2 protein-coding genes are annotated in these 1796 nt (G+C 36.1%); both read left to right on the forward strand.

Features of this window, described 5'->3' with window-relative positions:
- The coding region (locus tag ABUA27_RS12560) for a DUF975 family protein (RefSeq protein WP_349820854.1) at positions 1-909 on the forward strand (909 nt) is incomplete at its 5' end.
- Positions 909-1640 carry a CPBP family intramembrane glutamic endopeptidase gene (locus ABUA27_RS12565; RefSeq protein ID WP_287846400.1) on the forward strand — a complete coding sequence of 244 codons (732 nt, stop codon included), beginning with the start codon at positions 909-911 and terminating at the stop codon, positions 1638-1640. The genes ABUA27_RS12560 and ABUA27_RS12565, both read left to right, overlap by 1 nt.
- Positions 1641-1796 lie beyond the last annotated feature (156 nt).

Raw genomic sequence — 1796 nt, forward strand, 5'->3', positions numbered from 1 at the left:
CACTATAGTTTTGGTGGATTTGAGTTTGGTTATATATTTGTGTCCGCGCAACGAAGGCGCGGGGAAATGGAGGAAATTATGAATATTTCAATGATTAAACAGCGTGCAAGAGAAATTGCACGCGTCAACAAAGCAAGTCTATCACGCATCTGCTTGATCATAGGTGTTATTTCAGCATTCCCTAGCTTATTTGATTCGGGTAATGGGGTGATGTATATCATTTATTTGATTATTTCAGCGTTATTACTTGCAGTAGAACAAGGATATGTTGTTGCAGGGCTTAAAGTTGTTACTGATCGTGAACAAGAATTATCAGATAATGATGGTATCTATGGTCTAGTTAACTGGATTGAATACGTACCAACTTATCTTGTAAAAGTACTTGTAAACTTCGTCATAATATCCATTTTTGTAGCACTTATTGTGGTATGCTCTCTTGGCTCTTTTGGTGGCTTATTTGCGCTATTAAGTGATCCTTATAGTGTTTCACCTGTTACCGGGGTTGTTTCAGGTCTTACAGCACTAAGTGCGATATTATTGTTTATATTGCTCTTTGCCTTCGCATTTGTAATGATCTGGGTTAATTTACGTATGTTTGCGATGACTTACTTACATCAGGAATATGGCATTAAAGGCTTTGGGGCGCTTAAGGAATCATTCACATTAATGAAAGGTCATTGCGCGGATTTATTATTAATCAATCTTTCATTTATTGGATGGATTCTTCTATGTGCCATCATTAGTGGTATGATTGGTGGCGTATTCGGTGATAATGGTATTGCAGGATTGACTGGTTCAATTCTAAGCGCGGCAGTAGCGGCTTATACATACCAGCCTGCTTATATTACTGTTCAGGCACTATTCTATAAAGAAATTGCTTATAAGTTCTATGATGAAGGGAGAATCTAATGAGACAAAAAATTGATCGTTTTACTAGAAGACTTTCAGGTCAGGAATTAGTACTTGGATGTCTGATTTTACTTCCTTTATTCTTTTATTGTAATAGTTATATTGGTAGTGCGATTGTAAAGTGGACAATCTTAACATTTAACCTTTCAATCACTTCAACGAATGCGAATATTTGGTTGAATTTTGTGGTAGATTTGATTACTGCACTTGTTGCAGTAATCATCTTAAGAAAGTTCATCAAACGTCAATGGAAAGACTTCATGAATAATAAGCTATCTATTATTGTTGCAGGATGTTTTCTAGGATTCTTCCTTAATATTTGTGCTAATGCGATTGGAAGTAGTATAGTTAAACTTTTTGTGGATCAATCATCAAGTGTGAATCAGCAGCAGGTAGAATCACTTACTAAAAGTATTCCTGCCATCATGTTCTTTGTGACGGGATTCTTAGCACCAATAGGGGAAGAATTAATCTTTAGAGGCATTATTTTTACAGGTCTACGTAAATATAATAGATTCTTAGCTTATGTGGTCTCTGCCTTCTTATTTGGCTTTATTCATGTTATGAATTCAGTCTTTGCGGGTAATATCTTTGAAATGGTACAGATGATACCATATGCTTGCTCAGGACTAGTCTTTGCGTATATTTATGAAAGTACAGATAATATCTGGGCTTCTATTCTTACACATATGACAAACAATATATTTGCGTTATTAGTCATCTTATTCTAAATAAAAATGCCAGACAATGTCTGGCATTTAAAGTATATATAAATAAAAAAACACTTCCGAAGAAGTGTTAAATTACAAATGGCGGTCTGGACGGGGCTCGAACCCGCGACCTCCGCCGTGACAGGGCGGCATTCTAAACCAACTGAACTACCAGAC

The sequence above is a fragment of the Catenibacterium sp. RTP21428st1_D7_RTP21428_210409 genome, assembly GCF_040227455.1.
Classification (GTDB): Bacteria; Bacillota_I; Bacilli_A; order Erysipelotrichales; family Coprobacillaceae; genus Catenibacterium; species Catenibacterium mitsuoka_A.

Bases quoted from the DNA above. Each gene is read 5' to 3' on its own strand.
- ABUA27_RS12565 (WP_287846400.1), top strand. From the start codon at position 909: ATGAGACAAAAAATTGATCGTTTTACTAGAAGACTTTCAGGTCAGGAA.